Below are 22,929 nucleotides of genomic sequence, written 5' to 3'. Positions count from 1 at the left end.
ATCTCAAAACAGCGCGCGGAACGCAATTTTTCTTTTTCTTTCCTATGCCTTTCAACAATCGCCTTCCTCCTTTATAATCAAAAGGGTGAATATTACACGCCGATTGTGCGTGTTTGATAACGATAGAGGTGTAAACATGAGTATTTTATCTGTAAAGGACTTAAGCCACGGCTTCGGTGACCGGGCCATTTTTAATAATGTATCTTTCCGTCTTTTAAAAGGCGAGCACGTCGGTCTGATCGGCGCAAACGGTGAAGGAAAATCGACCTTCATGAATATTATTACCGGAAAGCTTGAACCTGATGAAGGAAAAGTCGAATGGTCAAAAAATGTCCGTGTCGGCTATCTGGATCAGCATACCGTGCTGGAAAAAGGAAAATCCATCCGTGATGTGCTGAAAGACGCATTCCATTACTTATTTGCAATGGAAGAAGAAATGAATGAGATTTATAACAAAATGGGTGAAGCTGATCCTGACGAGCTTGAAAAGCTTCTTGAAGACGTCGGTGTGATTCAAGACGCGCTGACAAATAATGATTTTTATGTGATTGATTCCAAGGTAGAAGAAATCGCCCGCGGACTTGGCTTGAGTGATATTGGACTTGACCGTGACGTTACTGATCTGAGCGGGGGGCAGCGCACAAAAGTGCTTCTCGCCAAGCTGCTTCTGGAAAAACCGGAAATCCTGCTTCTCGATGAGCCGACCAACTACCTTGATGAGCAGCATATCGAATGGCTGAAACGCTACCTTCAGGAGTACGAGAATGCGTTCATCTTGATTTCCCATGACATTCCGTTCTTAAACAGTGTCATCAACCTGATTTATCATGTAGAAAATCAGGAGCTGACACGCTACGTTGGTGACTATCATCAGTTTATGGAAGTCTACGAGGTGAAGAAACAGCAGCTTGAAGCGGCCTACAAAAAGCAGCAGCAGGAAGTCGCAGAGCTGAAGGATTTTGTTGCCCGCAACAAAGCCCGCGTCAGCACGAGAAACATGGCGATGTCCCGCCAAAAGAAACTCGATAAGATGGATATGATCGAGCTTGCGGCAGAAAAGCCAAAACCGGAATTCCACTTCAAGCCGGCGAGAACGTCAGGCAAGCTGATTTTCGAAACGAAGGATCTCGTGATCGGTTACGATTCCCCGCTCTCCCGTCCGCTGAACCTCCGCATGGAGCGCGGCCAAAAAATTGCCCTCTACGGCGCAAACGGGATTGGGAAAACGACATTGCTGAAAAGCCTGCTTGGTGAGATTCAGCCGCTCGAAGGCTCTGTTGAGCGAGGCGAGCACCTCTTTACCGGCTATTTCGAGCAAGAGGTCAAGGAAACAAACAACAATACGTGTATTGAAGAAGTTTGGAGCGAATTCCCTTCGTATACCCAGTATGAAATCCGCGCCGCTTTGGCAAAATGCGGACTGACGACAAAGCATATCGAAAGCCGCGTCTCTGTCTTAAGCGGAGGCGAAAAAGCGAAGGTCAGACTGTGCAAGCTAATCAATTCGGAAACCAACCTGCTGGTGCTCGATGAGCCGACAAACCACTTGGATGTTGACGCCAAGGAAGAACTCAAGCGCGCCCTCAAAGAATACAAAGGCTCCATTCTTCTTATTTCTCACGAGTCTGATTTCTATATGGACATCGCGACAGAAACATGGAACTGCGAGTCTTGGACGACGAAAGTGCTTTAATGTTACGAAAAAACCCGCCCTTCACCAGGCGGGTTTTTAAATGTATTTAGATGTATTGTAATTCTGCCAATAGATCCAAGAAGTCACGAAAATCTTCTTTTTCAATCGATGCATCCTTCTTTTTGACACCTATTAAAACAGACAATTCCTTTTCTAACCTCTCGTACATTCCTTGAAATGTAATATTACTGATTTCTTTACCATTCTTACTCTCTAGTATAATATGAACTCTTTCTCCTTTTTGGATATCATCCCATAATAAAGCTGTTTGATATTCCTCTTCACTGTCATAAAGATTTCTTTCTACAGGGTCTTCTTCAAGAATCGGCAGCATTTCTTCTAATTCTATCTGTTCTTCTCTTGTTCTCAAATCTCTTAACACATTTAAGTCGGTTATCTCTAAGCACTTTGATATGCTTTTATAATGAACCATTGGATCATTTCTTAAATCAGATACCTTTACTTTATCAAATTCACAAGCATTATATTTTTGTTTTAAGACAGTACATATTTCTTCAAGTGTATGTGATAAGGGAAAGTTCCTCTTTATAAACCTTTTATGTAAACTTTCATACCTTTTTTTATCAAGTTCTTTCATACTTACACCTCAATTTAATAAAATGAGTGTCCGCCCTTTCTTTTATAGGCATGATAATGCCAATAATAATCTCCTTTTCTTTTCTTTCCCGTTTTTGGATTGATACGATGATTCTCCGGTCCTACCGGCTTTTTTCCATGTCCAGCTTTCTTAGCAACAGTGTAAGCCTTAGATTTTGAGAGTGAGTAAACATCACCTGATTTGAGTCTTTTTACTGCTTGAGTTTGTGAAAGTGCAGGACCTATATATAATTTACCATTCCCTTTATTTAATGTTGCGGCATAATGATAATACTTCTTTTGTTTTTTGATTTTTTTGGATACTTCAGAATAAACAGTATAAGTAACTCCTGCTATAACCATTGCCAGGGATGCTGCTACTAAATGCTCAACTAAAGCTCCGCCTACTACAACTGCAATAGGTGCTAAAAAAGCAAAAGATGCTTGTGCTTCTTTAGTATTTACATTATAAACCTGATCAGTATCAATATCTCTGAAAGTAGCCACAATATCGTTGCCGTTGGCCTCTTCGATATCCACTTCATATTTTTTTTCGATATCTTTGCCATTTTCATCTTTTTCTACAGAAGTTACAATAGCTGTAGCATCCTCTTTATCAACTTCTGCAGTTACTGTTTCAGAATAACTTTCTTCTAAATCTTCATCAGTTAATGATTCTGTATCACTTCCAACCATGTCTTCATCTATTTCAAATTCGTCTGATTGCACTTTGACTTCTGCTTTGATAGTATCCTTGTTATTTTCAACTATCTCAACTGAATCAGGATCAACAATATCTCCATCGTTTTCTAAAGCTTTTTGTAAGTCCTCATTAGTAACCTCAATTGCATTCTCATCATTCGCACTTGCAACATTCTTCTCTGGAATGATTGATATAATTATAGCAAAGACTAGTAAAACAGCTATTATTTTTAATGATTTTTTCATTATTTATCTCCTTCTTTAAAACTTATAACTCCATTTCCTAAGGATTTTATATCTGAATATTTAGAAAAATTATATGTTGAGTACTCTTTTAATTTATTATAAATCCTAGAATATCTACTTTTATTTTTGTTATATTTATCTGGCTCCTCCATTATTATGTTTGCAACAGTTCCACTAACAAATGGAGTTGCCATAGAAGTGCCACTAACATTAGTATATTTATTTTTAGGAGAAGTTGTATGTAAATCTTCACCTGGAGCAACAAAATCTATTTTTCCCCTTGCAGAGTATTTTGCTCTTTTCATTTTTTTATTTATAGCTCCAACTGAAATTACATTTTGATATCTTGCAGGATAATCAGCATTTAATCCATAATTATTTCCAGCAGCAGCTACTACAATAACTCCCTTTTCGTTAGCCTCATCTATAACTCTTTTTAAATTTTGATCACTTTTTTTCAATCCAACACTAATGTTAACAATATCTACATTATTATCTATTGACCATTCAATCCCTTTAACAATAGACTCAGCGCTACCTCGTCCTTTATCATCCAATACTTTGACCGAATAAATATCTGCATAGGGAGCTATTCCTAATGTACCAATCTTATTATCATTAGAAGCTATGATTCCAGCTACTGCAGTTCCGTGGCCAAACTTATCCTCGATAACACCTTCACTAGGTTCAAGAGCATTATATTCTTTCTTTACTACACCTTTTAAATCTTCATGATTTGAATCTATTCCACTATCAAGAATGGCTATAGATATGTTGGATTTTTTCTCTATTTTTTTATTCTTCCCAATTAGCCTTAATCCCCAAGACTCGACTTGGTGAGTCTTATATTCTTTTGATTCTTGCCCCTTTTTTCTTAGCTCTTTACTCCCTTGGGATTGATTTAAATCAACGAAAAAAAGTAATATTATAATGGATAATATGGAAATAAAAATCAAGATATATCTTTTCAGTTAATTACACCTCCTTTTTCCAATAGTATTCTACTACAAAATGTAATCTCCCTCAATATATATTTCCCATAAATATAAAAAAACAAAAGAAGAAAATAGTCAAATAGACTCATTAAACCAACAAAACGTTCTCTTGTTATAAAATTTAAAAAGAACCTCACGATCGATATAATTCTCTTCTTCAGATAGATTGATTTAAAAATCTTTTAATGTGTTTTTAATAAAAAGGATATAACCTTATGGTGAAAATCATCGTTTAAGAGAAAGATTAGCACAGAGATTTTGAATGAAGAGAAAGGTACAAACATCGTCGCAGGAATTCAATGCCTCCATGGGCTGTGTTAGGTAAAAGTTGCTTTAGAGGAAAGAAGAGGTAAGCCAAGGATCCCCTAAGGCAAGACCTGTAGGTAAATCCTGAAGTTCCATGGGAAAAGATCAAGCCTTAAAAAAGCTATTAAACAGTAAACGGGGGAATGGAGACGATACTGGAGGGTGTGAGATTTTAGCATTATACAAGAGATGGCCGCTGGGGAATATGCGAGGTCGAAAATCTCAAGAGGTGGCTTTTATAAGCGGCAGAAAGATTGGAATGCCTTTTCGGAGAAGACCAGGATTAAAAATATCCTGAACGATGCCCTCGGAAACTGAAAGGAAGCAATAGTTTCAGACGTGTAAAAGGTACTTTCGTTTCTATAATATCGTGATCCCAATAGAAATTAAATAACCTGAGCCCATGTACATATAGGACTCAGGTCGTTTAAAACCTTTTTATTCCTGTCTACTTGACAGGAATAACTATTCCTTTTTAATGCCCCGCCTTAATTCCAGCAAGATGTTTACGTCCCATGAGAAGGACAAGCATGCCGACAAAAACGACGATCCCGCCAACTGTATACGGCGTGCTTGCGGTGAAGTGTTCTGACAGCATTCCCGCAATCCATGGAGCGAGCGCGCCGCCGATGAAGCGGACTGAGCTGTAGGCTGAAGACGCGATTGATCGTTCAACAGGCGCAGCCCCCATCACAGCGGTTGTCATGATCGTGTTGACCATACCAAGGACAGCACCAGCGACAACGATACATGTAATAATCAAAGTCTGATGGTCTGTCCAGATCCCCATGATGATGAGAATGACCGCAAAGGCGATAAAGAGAACAACCAAGGAATGCACTGTGCCCAGCGCTTTGTGCACGAGCGGCGCGGTAAAGACTGATGTAATGGCCAGCAGAAGGCCCCAGCCGAAGAAGACATATCCAAGGCCGTGCTCATCTAAATCCAAAACGAACGGAGAATAAGCGAGCAAAATAAAAAATCCAAAGTTGTATAAGAAAGCCGATACCGCCATTGTCAGCAGGCCTTTATATTTGAGTGCCTTCATGGCGTCAAATACCCCAACGCGTTTCGCCGGTTTCGGCAATTTCGGCAGCATGAAAGAAATCGCGATTAACGCAATAAACATCAGGACCGATACCCCGAAGAACGGCGCGCGCCATGAGATGCTTCCAAGCTCTCCGCCTGCAAGCGGTCCGACTGAAATCCCGAGTCCGAGCGCTGCCTCATACAAAATAATTGCTTGAGCGCTGCCGCCGACAGAAACGCCGACAATGACCGCAAGCGCTGTTGAAATAAATAAAGCATTACCTAGTCCCCAGCCGCCGCGATAGCCAACAAGCTGAGCAATTGAGCTTGAACTTCCGCCAAGCGCTGCAAAGATAATAATAAAAATAAGTCCGAGAATTAACGTCCATTTTGCGCCGATCCTGCTGGAAATGGCTCCTGAGAAAAACATCATAAATCCGGTAACGAGCAAATAACTTGTAAATAAGAGTGATACTTCACTAGGTGAAGCATGTAATTGTGCGGCAATCGCCGGAAGAATAGGATCGACCAGCCCGATTCCCATAAAGGAAATCACACAGGCAAACGCGACAGCCCATACAGCTTTCGGCTGACTGAGCAAGCCCGTTTTCTGATTTACTTGTTTTGTCTTATCCATTTGACCTGACCTCCATCTTTATTCCATTAAAAGAAACGCTACAAAAATAGCGTTTGGCAAACTTTTCATTCGATTGATTGAATGGCACGCTCCGCTTTATCTTTCATGCCGTGCAGACGTTCCTTAAAGCTTTGGAATGTGCGGATTTTTTCATCAATCAAATTCAGCTGGTGATTCAGCGTTTCCTGAATTTCCTCCAGTTTCTCTTTCCGTTCCTTTGGATCCAGTGACAACAAATACCCCTCTTTGTTTAACTCTAGCTGGCGGCTGGTTTCCATGAAATGCTGAAGCTCCTGAAGGGAAAAGCCAAGCACTTCCTTTGTGCTGATCACTTTCTCAAGCTCCTCCATATCATCCTCTGAATAAAGTCTAACGCCGCCTTCCGTCCGTTTCGGCGCTGGAATTAAGCCGATTTCTTCATAAAACCGAATGGTCCGCTTTGTCAGCCCGCTTCTTTTGGCAACTTGATCAATCTTCATCCATTCCAAGGTAAATCCCCCTTCGCCGTTTCTGTAACCATTATACACCTTTTACACCTTAACGTAAACGTTAAGTTTTGAAATGCAATAAAAAAGACGAGTACGTAAAGCACCCGTCCTTCATTAGCCTATTTTAAGCTAAGCTCCCTGTCACTGACAAAGACTGCTTTTGCATGCTTTCAGAAAGCAGTCGATACGCGATAACCTTATTCTTGTACTGTTTCACGACATCGATGTGGTCATCGTAGCTGTACACAAACAGCTTTACATCTTTTTTGCCTTTTTTCGTATCTATCACGAGAGGTGTTCCGCCGTTTTCAGGGTATAAATAACGCTCTTCGTCGCCTGGATAAATATAATATTTTTCCAGGAAGACAGCTTCGTTAAATTGATCAATCATGTTCCTTTTTTCTTCACCCTCGAGACGTTTTCCATCTATAGAGAGAACAGCATCTTCGTCGTTCAGCTTGGCGTGAACTTCGAATTTGCTGAGCAGCCATTCTATGACGCCTGTTGGAAGGCAGGTTAATACGATTTTCACCAGACTCATGAGGATTAACATCACGATAGCCCATGTCATACTTCATCATCTCCATTAGTTTTCCATGTGCCGCTGACACACAATTCCATCCTATCATAAGCTGGCCGTTTCGTTTTTGTACATTATGTGAAAAAAAGTGCGGCCTGCAGCAGGCCGCACTTTTTTAGCTTTCCAGCTCTTCTATCATAAGGGACAATTCTGTCCAGCGATCCATCGCTGCCTCAAGCTCTTCCGCTGTTTTTGCCTGCTCGGCCATCAGCTCTTGAATTTTCTCGAAATCACTGCCCGCCGCGGCGATATCCGCTTCGAGCTGTTCATGCTTTTCTTCAAGCTCGGCAATTTTATCTTCAATGCCGTCCCACTCAAGCTGATCTTTGTAAGAAAGCTTTTTCCGTTTTTTCTTCGGTTCCGCTTCAGCTGTTTTGACTTCAGCTGCGGGTTTTTCAGCCATTTTTCTTGCTTTGGCCTGCTCCATATAGTCACTGTAGGAGCCTTGGAAGCGAGAAATCACACCATTCCCTTCAAATACAATCAAACGGTCTACGACGCGGTCAAGGAAGTAGCGGTCATGGGATACGGTGATGACAACGCCAGGGAACTGTTCAATATAATCCTCAAGCACGCTTAACGTTTCTGTATCCAAGTCGTTTGTCGGCTCATCGAGAAACAGCACATTCGGCTCCTGCATTAGAACCTGAAGCAAGTATAAGCGCCGCTTTTCTCCGCCGGACAGCTTGCGGATATAGGTTTGCTGCATGGAGCGCGGGAAGAGGAAGCGCTCAAGCATTTGTTCAGCGGTGACGATATCGCCGTCCTCTGTTTTCACGACTTCCGCTGTTTCTTTCATATATTCAATCACCTTCAGCTCACCGTTCATTTCACTGTGATCCTGGGTATAGTAGCCGATTCGTACTGTCTGGCCGATCGTAATATGGCCGCCGTCAGGAGTGATTCGTCCGGCAAGGCTGTTTAACAGCGTTGTTTTTCCGATGCCGTTCGGCCCGATGATCCCAATTCGTTCACCCGGTATGACCAGTTCATTGAATCGATCGACGAGTACGTTTCCTCCGTAAGCGATCATCACGTTCTCCGCTTCGATTACTTGCTTTCCAAGGCGGTGGGAGCCAATCGCAAAGTCGAGCGATCCGGCTGACTGAGGGCCTTTCTGCTCCTTAAGCGACTCTACCCTGCCGATTCTCGCCTTTTGTTTTGTGGAGCGTGCTTTCGCTCCGCGTCTGAGCCAGGCCAGTTCACGGCGCAGCAGATTTTGCCGCTTCGTTTCTTTTTGCTCAGCCTGCGCTTCCCGTTCCGCGCGCTTTTCCAAAAAGACTTCATAGTTGCCTTTGTAGGTATAAAGACTGCCCCGTTCAAGCTCATAAATGCGGTTTGTCACGCGGTTTAAGAAGTACCTGTCGTGCGTTACCAGCATGACGGCGCCTGGATATTGCGCCAAATACCCTTCAAGCCATTCAATCGTTTCATTATCCAAATGGTTCGTCGGCTCGTCTAAAATCAGAAGATCAGCGGGTTGAATTAAGTTTTTCGCAATCGCCACCCGTTTTTTCTGTCCGCCTGAGAGCTCGTTCACAGGCTTTGTCACGTCAGTTACTCCCAGCTTCGATAACACCGTTTTCGCCAAGGTATCGCATCCCACGCGTTGTTTGCATCCATTTTCGCCTGCGCCGCCAGCAGGTGTTTCTGGCGTTTTTCATCTTCCGGGTCTTCTCCCAGCTCATAGAGCGCCTTTTCGTATTCACGGAGCGTTCTCATGACAGCCGATTCGCCGGAATAAATATGCTCCAGAATAGTTTGTCCAGCAGGCAGCTGCGGGTCCTGATGAAGAAATTCAACATGCACGCTGCCGGATTTGGCGATGTCGCCTTCTTCAACAGATTCCAAGCCGGCAATCACTTTCAGCAGCGTTGATTTTCCGGTGCCGTTCGGCCCGATTAATCCGATTCTCTCATTCTCTTCAATATGAAAGGAGATATGGTCAAATAACGTCTTATCTCCGTATGTTTTGTAAAGGTTCTCCGCTTTTAATATGCTCATGGTTCCTATCAATCCTCACGTAAGTTCATGTGTACATTTTAAATCAGCCGTTGGAATAAAACTAGTAAAAGAGCAGACAAATTTCATGGAAATACCGGACAGAAAAAAAGACCGGGGACTCTGTCCCCAGTCTCTTACTCTTCTTCAAGCGCTTTTTCTGCCATTTTAGCGAGATGCTGCGCACTGCCTGAGATCTCCTGCATCGTGGCGGAAATCTGTTCAACAGCCGCAGCTTGTCCGTCAGTATGCTGATTAATCGATTCAATCGATTCTTCTAGCCCTTTTAACAGGCTGTGGATTTTTTTCGTGATCTGATCGATCTGGCCGACATTTTCTTTCGAATGCGTCGCAAGCTTTCTGATTTCATCTGCTACGACAGAAAAGCCTTTTCCGGACTCTCCCGCTCGTGCCGCTTCAATCGCAGCATTTAAACCGAGAAGATTGCTCTGATCAGAAATGCCTTTCACGGTTACTGAAATATCGGCGATTTCTCCCGCGCTTTCGCTTACCTTTTTCGCTTGTGAGGAAATGCCCGACATTTGCGATGAGAATCCGTTAATGGAGTCAGAAATATCGGAAATGGCCGCAGCCGTTTGTTCAACGACAGCCGATAAGCTTTCCGCTACATCATGAAGCTTAGAGGACTCCTCAAGGCTCGTGCCGAGGCCCACTCCTCCAATCACTCTTCCGTTCTGGTCATGAAGCGGGATGGCGCGTGCGATCAATGGGAAACCGAACAATTCCTTCGGCACCATGCTCGTTTTTTTCTGATTGCTGCGGATCGCGTCTGTGATGATATCTCCTTCTTGCAGCGGATCTCCGGCTTTTACGTTAAGGGAGAAGGTTTTTGCCGGAATATTGACCAGCAATTTCTCCGTATCATAAATGCCGATTGTAATATCATCCTGAACCAGGCTGTTTAAATAAGGGGCTACTTTTACAAATGCGTCTAGAAGATCTGCTGTTTCATTTTCCGTTCTTATGCTCAATTCCAATCACTCCTTTTATTAGTAAGGGAAGCTGCGTTTTTCGTGCTGAACTGAAATCCATTTCAGTGTCGTAAATTCTTCAAGACTCCATTCGCCATTTAATCGGCCGAGGCCAGATTGCTTTTCACCGCCGAATGCCACATTCGGTTCATCATTAATCGTCGTGTCATTCACGTGAATCATGCCTGTTTCAATGCGTTTCGCAAAAGCCACACCGCGTTCAAGGTTGGAGGTATGTACGGCTCCGCTTAAGCCAAACGGGGTATCGTTTGCAATATCCACCGCTTCGTCTTCTGAATCAAATGTCATGAAGGAGACGACTGGCCCGAACAGCTCTTCCTTGGCAATGCTCATAAACGGTTTCACGTCTTTTAAGATGGTCGGCTCCACGATCGTTCCGTTAAATCCGCCTAGCTTCACCGGAACAGCCCCTTCTTCAATCGCTTTCTCAACAGATTTCATTAAACCGTCAGTCTGCCTGCTGTTGATTAAAGGTCCGATAATCGTATCAGGGTCCATCGGATCGCCGACTTTCAGCGATTCCACTTTTGCCTGATACAGCTCAAGGAATTGATCATAAATTGATGAGTGAACCAGTACGCGATTGGCTGACATACAGATCTGTCCTTGATGGGTAAATCTGCTGAACACTGCCGCATTGACTGCATATTCGATATCCGCATCTTCAAGCACGATAAAGGCGCTGTTTCCGCCCAGCTCAAGAAGCGGCTTTTTAAAGTGCTTCATCGCAAGCTGGCCGATGTAGCTGCCCACTTTCGTAGAGCCTGTAAATGAGATGATCCGCGGCACCGGGTGTTCGACAAAGCTGTCACCGATTTCTGCGATGTCAGTGACAACAACATTCAGCAGTCCTTCCGGAACGCCCGCATTTTCAAAAATCTTCGCAATCAGCGTACCGCCGCAAATCGGTGTTTCTTCGTGCGGCTTCAAAACGACGCCATTGCCTGCTCCGAGTGCCGGGGCTACTGATTTCATAGATAAAAAGAATGGGAAGTTAAAAGGACTGATGACACCGACAACGCCTGCCGGCACGCGATATAATCTGTTTTCCTTGCCGTCTATTGTAGAAGGAAGGATTTTTCCTTCCATGCGGACAGGGAACGTCGCCGCTTCTTTGATGATGTTTTTCACGAGTCCGATTTCAAAAGCTGCTTTCAGCCTTGTTCCGCCCAGCTCTTCCATAATCAAATAAATGATGGCTTCTTCATTCTCTTCAATATACGTAACGGCTTTTTCTAAGATTGCTCTTTTCTCGAATGGGTTGACCGCATCCCATTTTTTCTTTGCCAAAGCCGCCGCCCGGTACGCTTCATCTACATCATCAGCAGTCGCTTTTTGAAAGGATGTGATTGTTTTTTGAGTATAAGGATTTTTGTTTTCCAATACATTTGGGCTGCTGCCCTCCTGCCATTTTCCGCCAATAAATTGTTTGTTTAATTCTTCATATTGAAACATGGTCAGCATCTCCTTTTTACCAGCAAATCAAAATATGGCCAATCTATCATTTCTATCGGTTCACCATCAGCAAAATTCAATATCTCTTTGTAAAAATTACTATATTATGATACGACAACGCTTTTTAGCTTCTATCGTTTAAAGCAGAAAAATATATGATTGACTGTGTCAAATTTCGACAATATAATACAACAAGAAATGTATATAATGATTAGAATATTTTGAAATCTTCAGGAGGAACTTTTCATGAGTTCATTATTTAGAAAAAAACCGCTTGAAACATTAAATGCGCAGAGCCAATCCAACAGCCTCGCTCGTACTTTAAGCGCATTTGATTTAACACTTCTCGGTATCGGGTGTGTCATCGGCACTGGGATCTTCGTTATTACAGGAACAGTGGCCGCGACCGGTGCCGGTCCCGCCCTGATCTTATCGTTTATTTTAGCGGGTCTTGCCTGTGCGCTTGCCGCCTTCTGTTATGCTGAGTTTTCGTCTTCGATACCAATCTCGGGAAGCGTGTACTCATACTCCTATATCACACTTGGAGAGCTGCTCGCCTTTTTGATCGGTTGGGATCTCATGCTTGAATATGTCATTGCGCTGTCGGCGGTTGCCACGGGCTGGTCGTCATACTTTCAATCGCTGCTCGCCGGCTTCAACTATGATATTCCGGCTGCGCTGGCAGGAGCTCCGGGAAGTACGCCGGGTGCCGTGTTTAACCTTCCGGCTGCGGTCATTATTCTCATCATCACTGCAATTGTCAGCAGAGGCGTCAAAGAAAGCACACGCTTCAACAACGTGATTGTGCTGATGAAAATTGGAATCATTTTATTGTTCATTATTGTCGGCTTCGGTTATGTCAAACCTGATAACTGGACGCCTTTTATGCCGTTTGGAATGAAAGGCGTCATTGTCAGCGCGGCAACGGTTTTCTTCGCGTATCTCGGTTTTGACGCGGTTTCCAACGCTTCAGAAGAAGTGAAGCATCCGCAAAAAAACATGCCGATCGGTATTATTTCAGCTCTGGCCGTCTGTACCATTTTGTACATCACAGTATCGCTTGTTTTGACAGGGATGATGCCTTATGCCAAATTAAATGTCGGTGATCCGGTTTCCTTTGCGCTTAAATTCGTCGGCCAGGATGCGGTTGCGGGAATTATTTCTGTCGGTGCCATCATCGGAATTACAACAGTGATGCTCGCATTGCTGTACGCCCAGGTCCGTTTAACCTTTGCCATGAGCAGAGACGGTCTATTGCCGGGTTTGTTCGCAAAAATTCATCCGTCATTCAAAACGCCGTTCCGAAACACATGGCTGACAGGAATCGTCGCGGCGGGAATTGCAGGGTTCATTAATCTCGGCACACTTGCGCACCTTGTAAACATGGGGACGCTTGCGGCATTTACAGTCATTTCGATCGCTGTTATTGTGTTAAGAAAGAAACATCCGGAAATCAAAGCCTCCTTCAGGGTGCCGTTCGTTCCGGTTGTGCCGATCATCAGTGCTGGAATATGCCTTTGGTTTATGTACAGCCTTCCAGGCATCACATGGCTTTCATTTGTTATCTGGATCGCCGTCGGAACGCTCGTTTATTTCCTTTATGCAAAAAAACACAGCTTATTAAACAAATAATTATAAGCCGTCGGTGCGGACATTTTAAACGTCCAATCCGCCGGCTTTTTTCGTTTTGGCGTGTGCTATACTTTGAGTACACATACAGAAAGGAAGACAAGCCTTGAAACCATACCGCACTTTATTATTTGATGTAGATAATACCATTTTGGATTTTACAGCAGCAGAAAAATCAGCGCTGCGCCTGCTGTTTGAAGATCAGAACATTCCTCTTACCGATGAAATGGAGTCCCGTTATCGAACAATTAATCAAGGCCTCTGGAGAGCCTTTGAAGGAGGAAACATGACTCGCGATGAAGTGATGACCACCCGCTTTTCCGCTTTGTTCAAGGAATATGGCTATGAAGCAGACGGAGTGCTGCTAGACCAGAAATATCGCAGCTTTCTTGAAGAAGGGCACCAGCTTATGGACGGGGCCTTTGATCTCATCGCAAAACTGGAACAGCATTTTGATTTGTATATCGTGACAAACGGCGTTTCCAGAACTCAATATAAGCGTCTCAGAGATTCAGGATTATTTCCGTTCTTCAAGGACATTTTCGTTTCTGAAGACACAGGTTTTCAAAAACCGATGAAAGAGTACTTCGACTATGTGTTCGAACGGATTCCCCATTTTTCAGCGGAGCACACCTTACTCATCGGCGATTCGCTGACAGCGGACATCAAAGGCGGACAGCTCGCCGGAATTGATACGTGCTGGCTTAACCCTGGCATGAATGTCAATGAAACAGAGGTTGTGCCGACGTATCACATCCGTAAGCTTGAAGAGCTATATCATATTCTAAAAATCGAAAACACAATCATCAACTGTTAAGCGGCAAGTGCTGCTTCCCTTCCAGAAGGAGTCTTTTTTCCTGTTGATAAATCCTTCACCTTATGAATAATATGGTGGTATGCACTGGTTATATATGTTAGGAGGAGAATCATTTGGCTATTGCCGCCCCGCTTAAAGAAAAACCTGTTCAAAAACCCGGCACCACCGTGTATCCGATCTTGATGATCATCGGAATCTGCCACATGCTCAACGATTCGCTGCAAGCTGTGATTCCGGCCATGTTTCCGATATTGGAACGCTCCATGAGCTTGACGTTCACACAGCTCGGCATCATCGCTTTCACGTTAAACATGGTGTCATCCGTCATGCAGCCTGTTGTCGGCTGGTATACGGATAAACGGCCGCGGCCGTACGCCCTGCCGATCGGCCTGACTGCCAGCATGCTCGGCATATTGGGCCTTGCATTTGCCCCGTCATTTGTGACGATCTTGTGCTGTGTGTTTTTCATCGGATTAGGCTCCGCTATTTTTCACCCGGAAGGCTCCCGTGTGGCTTATATGGCCGCCGGCACAAAACGCGGGCTTGCCCAGTCCATTTATCAGGTCGGAGGAAACTCAGGCCAAGCGATGGCGCCCCTGATTACCGCGCTGATCCTTGTTCCGCTCGGACAATTCGGTGCTGTCTGGTTTACACTTGTTGCCGCGCTCGCAGTTATGTTTCTGCTTTATATTGCAAAATGGTACGCCGCTCGGCTCGGCAGTCTTGCACAGAAGCAGGGCACCCAAAAGAGAGCCGCTGTACAAAACTCGTCTGTCACCAAGTCCGTTATATCTGCTCTTATTATTATTATCTTTTTGATTTTCGCGCGTTCTTGGTATACGAGTGCGATCGGCAACTTTTACACGTTTTATGCGATGAATACATATCACGTAAGCATTCAGCAGGCACAGAGCTATATTTTCGTCTTTTTGCTGTTTGGCGCTGTCGGAACCTTTCTCGGCGGCCCGCTCGCAGACCGTTTCGGAAAACGATTCGTCATTCTCTGCTCGCTGCTGTGCTCTGTGCCTCTGGCGATTCTGCTTCCATTTGCCGGCCCGGTTCTGGCCTATGGCGTTCTCGCTTTGATCGGCTTGGTTCTCATGTCGAGCTTTTCCGTAACGGTTGTGTATGCACAGGAACTTGTCCCCGGAAAAATCGGCACGATGTCCGGTTTAACCGTCGGCCTTGCCTTCGGTATGGGAGCAATCGGCGCTGTGGCGCTTGGTGCTCTAATTGACGCCGCGGGACTGACCCCGACCATGATTGCCATCGCGTTTCTCCCGATTCTTGGCATCCTCGCGTTTCTTTTGCCGAGTGACCAGAAACTGAGAGAATGGCATAGCTGAAAAAACCCCTGCCGGGCGGCAGGGGTTTTTTAATCAAGCTGTATAAAATGAGTGTCCGGCACCGCGTGTTTCGGGATAAAGCCGTCTGCAAAGTCCGGAAATGCCGTCTGTATTTCGTCAATCCACCTTTTCAGATTTAACACATACGGCATATAAATCATTTCAATGGCCGCTTCGTCTTCAATGCGGTAATACCAGCAAAGATTAAATTCGTTCTCCGTCACCAACGTAAACCCGGAGAAATGATAGAAAATCAGCGGCGTTTCATCTAGATAAACACTGCCGTTCTTTTGAGTCACCTTATAATTTTCTATATTCCAAAGCGCCGTATTGACTCCGGTTGATTTGACAACATGCACACCCTGATACTGCGCCGGCCACTTCTCCACATACCTTTGATCTCCGTACGTCTTTCTTTCCGTATTCATTTCCACCGTGCAATATTCAATGCATTCCTGTCTCCATTGCCATACCGCTTTATAAGCTTCTTCTGTATTCCGGGCGCCGACAAAGCCTGTGTTAAAACGTCCGGTCCGCTCATAATAAGACATGAACCGCGGCGAGTTGCGGTGATCGGTCAAATACAGAGCAGCCGCCGGGTTTTCGGCAAAAATACGCGCTGGATCAGAAAAGAAAAACAAATCGGTATCCATATGGGCATAATATTCGGCGTCATCCCACTGGCTCATGACATGGAACAAAAATGCGGGCTTCAGTGTCCAGCAATACTCATGGAACGTTCTGTTGCTTTTCGCTTCCAATAGCTCCGGATCTTCCATTTCATGAAGCTGCACAAAGGTGACATACTCCCATGGCACGTGCTGAAGCAATTCATATGCCTTCTGATCAACACATAGCACATATAAATGAAAATCATCACAATGCTCATGGAGGGAATGAATCATAGGCATCAGTTTAAAGATGTGCGTCCTTGACACTATTGTTGAAAAATGAAATTGACTCACCATACCACATCCATTTATCTAAGATCCACGTGCAGTAAATCATTGACAAGCGCATACAGTGCATTAGAAAAATCGTTCACGCCAAGCTTCTTCTTCGCTTTTGGCAGAAGCTTTTTAACGGCTTGCAAATCAAAGTTTTTCGCAGTCACCCTCGGTGTTTTTTTCTGCCAATCAGGGTCCAGATTGCGATCCTTCACGACATGGAGCAGCTCAAGAAACAGATGCAGCAGCATGTCGTATTTCTTCGAGTCCAGCAGCTTGTGTATATCAGACATGATCCTGTTGGTCATGTCTGGAGGGAATGGGCCGTTAAAGGCAAGATGAACATCTAATGACTGAATGTTGTTATATTTGTCGCACATATAGGCAATGTTTGTTCTGATATCGTCTACTGACTGACAATTGCTTGGGTGCTCCTGATGAACGCTGACAATATCGCGATGCAGTCTGAACGTCAGTCCGGCCTGATGGAGCCTGATCCCAAGATCATAATCCTCGAACCCGTACCGTACAATGCCTTCGTCAAACAAACCGAGATCAGCCACATGCTTTCGTTTTACTGATGAATTGTTTGTGATAAAAAAACGCCACGGCATATGGTAGCCCTTTAAGTCATCGCCGTATTCATCCAGTATCCGCTTCAGCACGTCAATAAAATCGGTATCAAGGTCAAAGCTTTGATTTAGGAAGCTTTCGTTTTTGATATCCGCCTCTGACAGAAGCTTTTGTTTGTCTTTTTTCGGCATTTCATCATATAACTTTGCGAGCTGCTTCTTATGTTCATCTTCAAAGCGCTCATAATAATAGCTGTAGATCCTTTTCCAAAACAAACCGCACACGACAAGATTCTCTTCGTTTTCATGGGCTTTGATATGCTTTGCCACAAGATCCTTGGCAGCAAGCATATCGCTGTCATGGAATATCAGAATATCTCCTCTGGCATTGCGGACTGCCTGATTTCTTCCGTAGGCAATGCCCCTGTTTTCTTTAATCCGTACAAAAATCAGCGGAAAGTCCGCTTGAAACGATTTGAGCATCGAGAGTGTCCCGTCCTCAGAGCCATTATCCGCTACGATGACCTCAAACTCTTCATCGCACTCCTGCTGGTTTAAGGACAGAAGACTGTTATAGAGGCGCTCCTTTGAATTATATGCAGGAATAATAACGCTTGCTTTCACTTCATTTTCACTTCCTGTATTTAATCATTTATTTGTTATCATCTTTTGAAGCAAAACCGTTAAATTCAGGGTCTAGCGCTTTGATATGCTGAATGATATGCGGCAGGGTCTGCTGGTACAGCTCATGCACAAACGGCAGGTCTGTGCGTGTTGTTTCGTGAATCTGTTTGATTTCATTGATGCTGACGATTCGATATCCGCTGAAATGATAGAAGATCAGCGGGTTTCCATCTTCCAATACAATCCGGCCATCCTTCCAGGAAAAGGTGTGCTGTCCGTAATTCCAATGGCCGATGTTCACACCTGGTGTCGTAATGTCACACACATTCTTCGGAAACAGCTCAGACATATAATCCAAATAGCCCTGATCCCCGAATTTCCCTTCACCCGGCGCATTTTTACATTCCTCAAGACAGCGCTCCTTCCACCACTCCAAACAATCCGTCCCTGCTTTATCATGTTTAAAGCTGATAAAGCCCGAGTTATATCTGCCTAACAGACGCTGCAGCATATCAATTTGCTCTCTTTCAAACGAAGGGATAATGATATCGCCCCGGGAAAGCAGCACCGAGCAGTCCGGCTGATTCGTAAATATCGGTGACGGATCGGTGTAGAAAAATAAATCTCCGTCAATATACGTCACCCGTTCCAGCTCGGGATTGCTGTTCAGCACAGCTTGCAAGAAGATCGGCTTCATCGTCCAGCAGTACTCGCTTTGATCCCGTGTATCCTTCAGCTTCAGGAGCGTTTCATTTTCAAGCGCTGCCACCGGCACAAGAGTCAGCTGCTTCATATTCAATTTCTGCAATACGCGGTGCGTGTCATCATCCATACAAAGCGTAAAAATGGGGCTGTCTTGATCGACTTGCGCTAAAGACTTAAATAAGGCGACTGCCTGATATAATCTTCCTTTTGATAAAACGGTGCAATAGGCGCTCGTCATGGTATGTTCACCTCATTTCGCGTTACTTTTTGAAGAATTCTGTATACCACCCAATGGTTTTTTCAAGTCCTTCATCAATGGTGTAAGCAGGTGTCCAATTCAGCAGCTTTCTCGCTTTTTCCGCGGATAAATATTGGTGTTTGATTTCATTGCTTCCCTGGTTCAGCACCTTTGGCTTCAGATTGCTGTTCATTTTCTTTAATATTTTTTCGACTAATTCAAGCACAGTCAGCTGAATCTCATTGCTGAAGTTAAAGGCTTCCCCGGCGAGATTGAGTTCCTCCATTTTCTCCGCCAGAAGCAGGTAAGCCTGAACGGCATCTTCAATATAGAAATAGTCGCGGACAAAGGTGCCGTCGCTGCGGATTTCGGGAGCTTCCCCGTTCAGCACAAGCTGAATCGTCTGCGGAATGATGCGGTTGAAGTTCAAATCTCCTCCGCCGTATAGATTTCCGCAGCGCGTAATACAGACCGGCAGGCCATAGGTGTGAAAATACGTATGGCTGATCAGATCCGCGCAGCTTTTCGATACGTCGTACGGATGCTTGCCTTGCAGCGGCATATCTTCATCGTACGGAAGGTTTTCTTGATCGCCGTATGCCTTATCGCTTGACGCGACAATGACACGCTTGATTAACGGGTGCTTCCGGCAGGCCTCAAGAACATTCCACGTGCCGAGAATATTCGCCTCAAAGGTGGAAACCGGGTTGCGGTTCGCAACGCCGACAATCGCTTGTGCAGCGAGGTGAAACACCGTATCGATTTCATACTCTCCAAGCGCGCGTTCAATCACGGGCAAATCTTCAAGAGCGCCCTGCACGATGTTCATTTTCTTCACATGTTCTCCCTGATAAAGATTGGACTGAGGCACATGATCTCTGACAAGCCCCGTCACGTTTGCGCCCTGTTCGATCAGCTCTTTCACCAAATAGCTTCCTAAAAGACCTGTACAACCCGTGACAAATACGTTTTTATTTTTCCAGAAACTCAAATCAGTTCACCATACCTTCCATACATGTTGTCCTTGATCCCACATCTTGTTGACTTCCAAAAGATTTTTATACGTATCGATTGCCGTCCAAAATCCGTAATGGCGATACACGGCAAGTTCACCGTCTTTCGCAAGGTTTTTCAGCGGTTCATCTTCGAACATGGCGTTCCCGTCCTTCGGCAAATAATCGAAAACCTTTGGATCGAGAACGAAAAATCCGCCATTGATGATGCCGTCACTCGATGTCTTTTCAGAAAATGTTTTCGCTATGCCATCCTCAACCGTCAAGGTGCCGAACTGCGAGACTTTATCAATGCCGGTGACAGTCGCAGCAGCACCTTTTGTCTGATGATAGCTGATGAGATGAAAAAGATTGATATTGGCCAGCCCGTCCCCATAGGTGAGCATAAACGTTTCATTGCCGATATAGTCCTTCGCCTGCAAGATTCTTCCGGCTGTCAGCGTATCTTCCCCTGTCTCCAAAAACGTAATTTTCCACGTTTCAGGCTGTCCCAGCATCTGCACCTCTCCTGTAGAGCTGTCGAGCGTGAGGCTGTTGTGCTTCCATTCGTAATTCAGAAAATATTCTTTGATTTTTTCTCCTTTGTAGCCTAAAAGCAGAATAAACTCGTTCACTCCGTAGTACTGATAGATTTTCATAATATGCCATAGAATCGGTTTTCCGCCTATCATGGCGAGCGGTTTAGGAAGTTCATTCGTGACCTCACTCATTCTCGTTCCTTTTCCGCCGCAGAGAATGACCGCTTTCATCTCTACCCCTCATCTCTATGAATATTGAGTTCGAAACCTTGGTACCTCCTTACAATCTATCAAGGCATTTCCCCGATAATTTGTCCGATTCCAATACCGGTTTCAAAATCTACTGTAATGATATGAGAGAGAGGCGGCCTTGGTGACCAAATGGAATCTATTTTTTCAACTTGGTTATGTAACCACACAAAAAAAGAGCCCTGAGCGCGGCAATACGCCCGCTCAAGGCTCTTCTTTGTCTTATTCGATATCTTTTTCCTTGCCGTAATGATAATCAGACGGATCAACGGCTTTAAAGTCACTGAGTTTGTGGAATCTCAGCAGGTCTTTGTAAAGGACACTGTCAGAAAGCTTCAGCTGCTGTGTCACTCTTGTTTTCAGGTTCTTCGTATCTTCATTCGCTTTTACTTCTTTACCTGTCTTCGTATCATAGATGATATTGTCGACAGATGTGTACTTCGGCGTTACAAAGTCGCCGTTTCTAAACGCCACTGTGTCGTCGTGGTCTTTAGAGAATAAATCGGTACCGAAGTTGATATATTTCTCAGAATCAATACCTTGCAAGTGAAGAAGTGTCGGCATGACGTCAATTTCGCCGCCATACGTATGGTTCACTCCGCCTTTTTTGCCAGGGATGCGGATCATCAGAGGCACGCGCTGGTTTTGCGCGTTTTGATAATCTGTGATCTCTTTTCCGAGAATTTCTTTCATCGCGCGGTTATGGTTTTCAGAGATACCATTGTGGTCACCGTAAATCATGATGACTGAGTTGTCATACAGACCTGCTTCCTTCAGTTCCTTGAAGAATTGCTCAAGGGACTCGTCAAGGTAACGGGCAGTCTGGAAATAGCTGTCGACTGTATTATCGCCAGTCGTCGCTTTCTTAATCGTCGCGTCTTTTTCATCCAAGTTAAACGGATAATGGTTTGTCAAGGTAATCAAATGTGCGTAAAACGGCTTTTTCAGAGATTCAAGTTTTGGAATTGATTCTGTAAAGAACGGCTTATCCTTGAGCCCCATATTAATGATGTTTTCTTCTGACATGTCATACGTGCTTGCGTCGAAAAATTTGTCATAGCCGATATGTTTGTAAATCTGGTCGCGGTTCCAGAACGATTTGTAGTCACCATGCAGGACGGCGCTAGTATAGCCTTCCTTCTGATCCAAAATCGCAGGAAGCGACTGGTATGTGTTTTCGCCTTTTGTTACAAATGCGGAGCCTTCTGGAAGACCGAAGATCGAGTTATCCATTGTCAGCTCGGCATCAGATGTTTTCCCCTGTCCTGTCTGATGGAAGAAGTTATCGAAGTACGTGACGTCTTCGCCGCCGTGGGCCAGTTTATTTAAGAATGGCGTAACTTCTTCACCGTTCAGCTTGTAATCAATCAGGAACGACTGGAAGCTTTCCAGGTGAATCTTAATGATGTTTTTGCCTTTGGCAGAACCAAAGTACTCAGCGTTCGGCTTCGCGTAATGAGACGTCGTGTAATTCTCGACACTTGTCAGATCATCGCTGCTTGCATACGCTCTTTGCGTTTCTGTTTGAGCCGTCTGCACACCGTCATAAATGGTGTAATTGTAAAGACCTAAGTATTTTACGATATAATTGCGGTCAAACGTTCTTGTCAGCAGCTGCGGGCGGTCTTTTTCCGCAAAATGCAGGTTGATGAAAAACAGTGCGACCCCGGAAAGAATCACCAAAGACGCAAAACGTTTTTTCATTTTGAATCCTTTGAATTCAGGTCTCCAGATCAATACCGCAATCAAGATGATAATATCTAAGAAATAGAAAATATCATGACCGGCCATGATGCTGAAAATACCGTCGCCCATGTTTCCGACGTTGCCGGACTGTTTAATGTTCGGGAACGTTAAGAAATCATCAAAGAAACGATAGAATAAAATATTTGCATATAAAATGAACGTCATCACAAAATCAATAATCAGCATGATAATAGCCGATTTTCGCCCTTTCGCAAGCAATGCCAGTCCTAAAAAGAAGACGGCGCTTGAGAACGGGTTAAACACCAAAAGGATTTCTTGGGTTGTGCCTTTTACCCCAAGGTTAAACTCTGTTTTGTAGGATAAATACGTTTTTGCCCAAAACAGTATAACAGCCAACACAAAAAAGCTAAGTTTGTAAGAAAAAAGTTTCTTCATGGCAACCTCTACTTTCTTAAACACGTTAAGTCTTTATTTACTTTTACTTTCTCTTTTATCCTGTCTTCCAATTCCTTCTTTCCAAACAAAATCAAGGCATCACACAACAAATAAATATACCGCGCTATACCGGGATATTTACGTTTTGCACATACCATTTCTATTACACCTATTTCAAACCAAACACTGGACGAAAGAAGCCCTCAATTCGTTTCACTTTTTTCTCGGAAATAAAAAAGGTTTCTTTTGTCCTGCCCGCTTTTGGAAAAAAAGAAATAGATACCGAGTATAAGAATAACATAAACTAGCAAAAACGAAAAATAGGTCTTAAGGACAGCCCGCCCTTCAGGCGGACTGTGGTTATTGTATGCACAGACGTTTAGCGAG

The 22,929-nt window shown here is 44.2% G+C and carries 17 protein-coding genes and 2 pseudogenes; 4 read left to right on the top strand and 15 right to left on the bottom strand.

The window, feature by feature from the left end:
- Positions 1 to 136 precede the first annotated feature (136 nt).
- A complete protein-coding gene (locus tag LJF29_RS12645) occupies positions 137 to 1,693 on the top strand; it encodes an ABC-F family ATP-binding cassette domain-containing protein (protein WP_229148871.1) in 1,557 nt (518 codons plus the stop codon).
- Positions 1,694 to 1,739: 46 nt separating this feature from the next.
- Here LJF29_RS12645 and LJF29_RS12640 read toward each other — a convergent pair whose 3' ends face one another.
- From LJF29_RS12640 to yfmT, 9 genes and pseudogenes are all read right to left on the bottom strand, one after another.
- Entirely contained in the window at positions 1,740 to 2,291 is a 552-nt protein-coding gene (locus LJF29_RS12640) for a hypothetical protein (protein WP_229148870.1), read from the bottom strand.
- Positions 2,292 to 2,305: 14 nt separating this feature from the next.
- Positions 2,306 to 3,238, bottom strand: a complete 933-nt coding sequence (locus LJF29_RS12635) for an SAR2788 family putative toxin (RefSeq protein WP_229148868.1) — start codon at positions 3,236 to 3,238, stop codon at positions 2,306 to 2,308.
- On the bottom strand, positions 3,238 to 4,194 hold the full coding sequence (locus tag LJF29_RS12630) for a S8 family peptidase (RefSeq protein ID WP_229148866.1): 957 nt from the start codon (positions 4,192 to 4,194) through the stop codon (positions 3,238 to 3,240). The genes LJF29_RS12635 and LJF29_RS12630 overlap by 1 nt, the downstream gene beginning before the upstream one ends.
- 820 nt (positions 4,195 to 5,014) lie before the next feature.
- Positions 5,015 to 6,205: an MFS transporter gene (locus tag LJF29_RS12625; RefSeq protein ID WP_229148865.1), complete on the bottom strand. Its 1,191-nt coding sequence runs from the start codon at positions 6,203 to 6,205 to the stop codon at positions 5,015 to 5,017.
- Positions 6,206 to 6,270: 65 nt separating this feature from the next.
- Positions 6,271 to 6,693: a MerR family transcriptional regulator gene (locus LJF29_RS12620; RefSeq protein WP_229148863.1), complete on the bottom strand. Its 423-nt coding sequence runs from the start codon at positions 6,691 to 6,693 to the stop codon at positions 6,271 to 6,273.
- A gap of 124 nt (positions 6,694 to 6,817) precedes the next feature.
- Positions 6,818 to 7,264 (bottom strand): YfmQ family protein, encoded by a 447-nt coding sequence (locus tag LJF29_RS12615; protein ID WP_229148862.1) that lies wholly within the window; start codon positions 7,262 to 7,264, stop codon positions 6,818 to 6,820.
- 124 nt (positions 7,265 to 7,388) lie between these two features.
- Positions 7,389 to 9,277: pseudogene (locus LJF29_RS12610) on the bottom strand (ABC-F family ATP-binding cassette domain-containing protein).
- A gap of 134 nt (positions 9,278 to 9,411) precedes the next feature.
- Positions 9,412 to 9,777 (bottom strand): annotated as a pseudogene (locus LJF29_RS21320) (methyl-accepting chemotaxis protein); the annotation flags it as partial.
- Between the two features lie 507 nt (positions 9,778 to 10,284).
- Complete coding sequence (gene yfmT / locus LJF29_RS12600) at positions 10,285 to 11,742, bottom strand: benzaldehyde dehydrogenase (RefSeq protein WP_151174825.1); 1,458 nt, start codon at positions 11,740 to 11,742, stop codon at positions 10,285 to 10,287.
- 246 nt (positions 11,743 to 11,988) lie between these two features.
- Here yfmT and LJF29_RS12595 point away from each other — a divergent pair, with 246 nt between their 5' ends.
- The 3 genes from LJF29_RS12595 to LJF29_RS12585 all read left to right on the top strand — a co-directional run bounded on the left by LJF29_RS12595 (position 11,989) and on the right by LJF29_RS12585 (position 15,534).
- Positions 11,989 to 13,374 (top strand): amino acid permease, encoded by a 1,386-nt coding sequence (locus tag LJF29_RS12595; protein ID WP_229148860.1) that lies wholly within the window; start codon positions 11,989 to 11,991, stop codon positions 13,372 to 13,374.
- Positions 13,375 to 13,477: 103 nt separating this feature from the next.
- On the top strand, positions 13,478 to 14,188 hold the full coding sequence (locus tag LJF29_RS12590) for a YjjG family noncanonical pyrimidine nucleotidase (RefSeq protein ID WP_229148858.1): 711 nt from the start codon (positions 13,478 to 13,480) through the stop codon (positions 14,186 to 14,188).
- Positions 14,189 to 14,301: 113 nt separating this feature from the next.
- Positions 14,302 to 15,534, top strand: a complete 1,233-nt coding sequence (locus tag LJF29_RS12585) for an MFS transporter (protein ID WP_229148857.1) — start codon at positions 14,302 to 14,304, stop codon at positions 15,532 to 15,534.
- A gap of 29 nt (positions 15,535 to 15,563) precedes the next feature.
- Here LJF29_RS12585 and LJF29_RS12580 read toward each other — a convergent pair whose 3' ends face one another.
- The 6 genes from LJF29_RS12580 to ltaS1 all read right to left on the bottom strand — a co-directional run bounded on the left by LJF29_RS12580 (position 15,564) and on the right by ltaS1 (position 22,542).
- The gene (locus LJF29_RS12580; protein WP_229148855.1) at positions 15,564 to 16,499 is read right to left on the bottom strand and encodes a putative nucleotide-diphospho-sugar transferase; all 936 of its coding nucleotides are present in this window, start codon (positions 16,497 to 16,499) and stop codon (positions 15,564 to 15,566) included.
- Between the two features lie 14 nt (positions 16,500 to 16,513).
- The gene (locus LJF29_RS12575) at positions 16,514 to 17,677 is read right to left on the bottom strand and encodes a glycosyltransferase family 2 protein (protein ID WP_229148854.1); all 1,164 of its coding nucleotides are present in this window, start codon (positions 17,675 to 17,677) and stop codon (positions 16,514 to 16,516) included.
- 28 nt (positions 17,678 to 17,705) lie between these two features.
- Positions 17,706 to 18,620 carry a putative nucleotide-diphospho-sugar transferase gene (locus LJF29_RS12570; protein ID WP_229148852.1) on the bottom strand — a complete coding sequence of 305 codons (915 nt, stop codon included), beginning with the start codon at positions 18,618 to 18,620 and terminating at the stop codon, positions 17,706 to 17,708.
- A gap of 22 nt (positions 18,621 to 18,642) precedes the next feature.
- Entirely contained in the window at positions 18,643 to 19,611 is a 969-nt protein-coding gene (locus LJF29_RS12565; RefSeq protein ID WP_229148851.1) for a GDP-mannose 4,6-dehydratase, read from the bottom strand.
- A gap of 6 nt (positions 19,612 to 19,617) precedes the next feature.
- The gene (locus LJF29_RS12560; protein WP_010333331.1) at positions 19,618 to 20,382 is read right to left on the bottom strand and encodes a glucose-1-phosphate cytidylyltransferase; all 765 of its coding nucleotides are present in this window, start codon (positions 20,380 to 20,382) and stop codon (positions 19,618 to 19,620) included.
- 240 nt (positions 20,383 to 20,622) lie between these two features.
- The gene (gene ltaS1 / locus LJF29_RS12555; protein ID WP_024120525.1) at positions 20,623 to 22,542 is read right to left on the bottom strand and encodes a lipoteichoic acid synthase LtaS1; all 1,920 of its coding nucleotides are present in this window, start codon (positions 22,540 to 22,542) and stop codon (positions 20,623 to 20,625) included.
- Positions 22,543 to 22,929: the final 387 nt, after the last annotated feature.

The sequence above is a fragment of the Bacillus sp. LBG-1-113 genome, from assembly GCF_020708615.1.
Classification (GTDB): domain Bacteria; phylum Bacillota; class Bacilli; order Bacillales; family Bacillaceae; genus Bacillus; species Bacillus mojavensis.
The sequence above is the reverse complement of the archived record's forward strand: the minus strand, read 5'-3'. Positions and strand labels throughout refer to the sequence as shown.

Excerpts from the sequence above, each read along its gene's own strand:
- LJF29_RS12625 (WP_229148865.1), bottom strand. The coding sequence starts at position 6,205 with ATGGATAAGACAAAACAAGTAAATCAGAAAACGGGCTTGCTCAGTCAG.
- ltaS1 (WP_024120525.1), bottom strand. The coding sequence starts at position 22,542 with ATGAAGAAACTTTTTTCTTACAAACTTAGCTTTTTTGTGTTGGCTGTT.
- LJF29_RS12595 (WP_229148860.1), top strand. The coding sequence starts at position 11,989 with ATGAGTTCATTATTTAGAAAAAAACCGCTTGAAACATTAAATGCGCAG.
- LJF29_RS12640 (WP_229148870.1), bottom strand. The coding sequence starts at position 2,291 with ATGAAAGAACTTGATAAAAAAAGGTATGAAAGTTTACATAAAAGGTTT.
- LJF29_RS12615 (WP_229148862.1), bottom strand. The coding sequence starts at position 7,264 with ATGACATGGGCTATCGTGATGTTAATCCTCATGAGTCTGGTGAAAATC.
- yfmT (WP_151174825.1), bottom strand. The coding sequence starts at position 11,742 with ATGTTTCAATATGAAGAATTAAACAAACAATTTATTGGCGGAAAATGG.
- LJF29_RS12560 (WP_010333331.1), bottom strand. The coding sequence starts at position 20,382 with ATGAAAGCGGTCATTCTCTGCGGCGGAAAAGGAACGAGAATGAGTGAG.
- LJF29_RS12570 (WP_229148852.1), bottom strand. The coding sequence starts at position 18,620 with ATGACGAGCGCCTATTGCACCGTTTTATCAAAAGGAAGATTATATCAG.
- LJF29_RS12635 (WP_229148868.1), bottom strand. The coding sequence starts at position 3,238 with ATGAAAAAATCATTAAAAATAATAGCTGTTTTACTAGTCTTTGCTATA.
- LJF29_RS12645 (WP_229148871.1), top strand. The coding sequence starts at position 137 with ATGAGTATTTTATCTGTAAAGGACTTAAGCCACGGCTTCGGTGACCGG.